The sequence below is a fragment of the Marisediminitalea sp. genome (genome assembly GCF_984433645.1).
The window spans coordinates 1-2,196 of the sequence record NZ_CFIDRX010000297.1 but is presented as its reverse complement, the minus strand read 5'-3'; the positions used below and the strand labels follow the sequence as shown (position 1 = coordinate 2,196).

General features: G+C 50.4%; 3 protein-coding genes. 2 read left to right on the top strand and 1 reads right to left on the bottom strand.

Annotated elements, in window-relative coordinates; genetic code table 11:
- Both AC4MRN_RS20555 and AC4MRN_RS20550 read left to right on the top strand, forming a co-directional pair.
- Positions 1-476: TonB-dependent receptor domain-containing protein (locus AC4MRN_RS20555; RefSeq protein WP_491204379.1), on the top strand; the 476-nt coding region annotated here is incomplete at its 5' end.
- A 151-nt stretch (positions 477-627) separates the two neighbouring features.
- Positions 628-1,671, top strand: coding sequence for a CobW family GTP-binding protein (locus AC4MRN_RS20550; RefSeq protein WP_491204378.1), 1,044 nt, complete (start codon positions 628-630; stop codon positions 1,669-1,671).
- Positions 1,672-1,703: 32 nt separating this feature from the next.
- On the opposite strand, the gene AC4MRN_RS20545 is transcribed toward AC4MRN_RS20550, so the two are convergent.
- Positions 1,704-2,196, bottom strand: a 493-nt coding sequence (locus tag AC4MRN_RS20545) for a DUF2608 domain-containing protein (RefSeq protein WP_491204377.1), incomplete at its 5' end; no start/stop codon positions are given.

The window sequence follows — 2,196 nt, the reverse complement described above, 5'->3', positions numbered from 1 at the left end:
CCATTGGCGAGGTGGAAAGCTCTGGTGTCGAGATAGACATTGACGCTGCGCTCACCGACGCCACGGTAATGACCTTTTCTTACGCCTATATTGATGCGGCTACCCAAAACACGGTTACGAATCCGGACTGGGGTGTGGAAATTGCTGCTGGCACGCCATTGGTCAACGTGCCAGAACATGCATTCAACCTGACCGCCACGCATAGCCTGATGCTTGCCGGCTACGCTACACGTATTTCTGCTGGTATTACCCACGTTGGTGAGCGAGTAGGTGATGCGGTTGCGCCAGACTACAAACTTCCTAATTACACCATTGTGGATTTGTCTGGCACAGTAGACATCACCCCGGATCTGACCGCGCGTCTGGTTATCGACAACCTGTTCGACAAAACCTACTACGACAACTCTTACTCTGCACTGTGGACTCAACCTGGCAGACCACGCATGGCGCGAGCAAGCATACGCTATGCGTTCTAATCAGCCTGCTCTTGCCAAAGTTTGAAACGACCCGCATTGCGGGTCGTTTTTTCTCGCAATGGTTTCAAACCAGGCCTGATACACCATTAAAATCGCTTAGCATCTACTGATATACTTTAATCAAATGGCACTCCATTTCGCAGGTAAAACCATGTCACAGCAACCTATTCACAATGTCCCCACCAATATCATCACCGGCTTTCTGGGCGTGGGTAAAACATCGGCAATTCTGCATTTACTCACCCAAAAGCCCGCCCATGAACGTTGGGCTATTCTGGTGAATGAATTTGGTGAAATTGGGATTGATAAAAGTCTGTTTGAAGGACAATTAACAGCGGACAGTGGCGTATTCATTCGCGAGGTGCCCGGCGGTTGCATGTGCTGTGCAGCCAGCCTGCCTATGCAGATTGCGCTGAACCAATTGCTGGCAGCATCCCGCCCTCATCGTTTGTTGATTGAACCCACTGGCCTGGGCCATCCTAAAGAAGTGATGCAGGTTCTCACCGCCGAGCACTATCAACCCGTACTGTCGATACAAAAGACACTGACACTGGTCGATGCCCGAAAGTTAAGTGACAACCGATATACTCAGCACGATACGTTTAACCAGCAGCTTGGCATTGCCGATGTGATCGTAGCAAACAAATGTGACCTGTACTCGGATCAGGATAAAGTCAGGTTAAAGCAGTACGTAGCAGCACACTGCCAGCCTGACACCATCATTGTACAAACCCAATTCGGCCAACTGTCGTTGGATACCCTGGCTGGTCGGGCGACTAACTATGCTCAACCCCACCAGCGCCAACACGACCATAGTCATGCTCATGACCATCAGCAAGAACATGCAGACAATGTCTCGAGCAATACACTGGCTGCCGATCAGGATTTGCCGGCCAATGGCATATTAAGCGCGAACAATAAAGGAGAGGGTTTTATCAGCACCGGATGGCGATTTTCACCCGATATTGTGTTTGACCATTCGGCGTTGAAGACATGCCTGTCGCAACTTCGCGCCGAGCGATTAAAAGGCGTCTTCATTACCAACAACGGGGTATTCGGGTATAACCTGACCGACGATGCCTTAACCGAGATGCAACTGGACGATTGCGAGGAAAGTCGTGTCGAAGTGATTGCGACTGACATACCAGACTCGCTGGAAGCTCAGTTAACTGCCTGCTTTCTCGTTAGCAAATAGCAAGCAGTGAAAACTGATTCAGTCGTAGGCCGTTATTTACTCAGGCACTGGCCTTCTTTATAGCGCTCAGGAAAGATAGCTTTCAGCGTTTGCGTGAGCCGAGCATAGTCACTTGCCAGGTCATTTGCTTGCTCTGCGCTTAACACCTGTCCAAATGTTTCTACTCGTTCAGCTTCGACATGCGTGTAGTGGAACACGCGCATGTCGACTGATTCATGCTGCCACCGCTCATGCATATTGTCGATGTTGTGTTGCGAGTCATCGATAAACACGATGGCGTCGAACTCACGACCGGTTTTAGCCAGTATCCACGCCAGCATGTCGCCTTTGTGCATGCCCGTTGTCATCATGACCCCGCGGCTGTAACTCATTTCGCGTGCCAGCAATTCCCGGTATGTCACATCGGTTTCGCCATTTGGTGTAAGTGCATTCAGGCTGGCATCAATGCCCTTGTTGTACAGCTCTCTTTCAGTCGGTGAGCGATAATCGGGTGAACGCGATGTCAGCAACATAATAGGGTTGCCT

What these genes read in the sequence shown, in the direction of transcription:
- AC4MRN_RS20550 (WP_491204378.1), top strand. Translation starts at nt 628, where the DNA reads ATGTCACAGCAACCTATTCACAATGTCCCCACCAATATCATCACCGGC.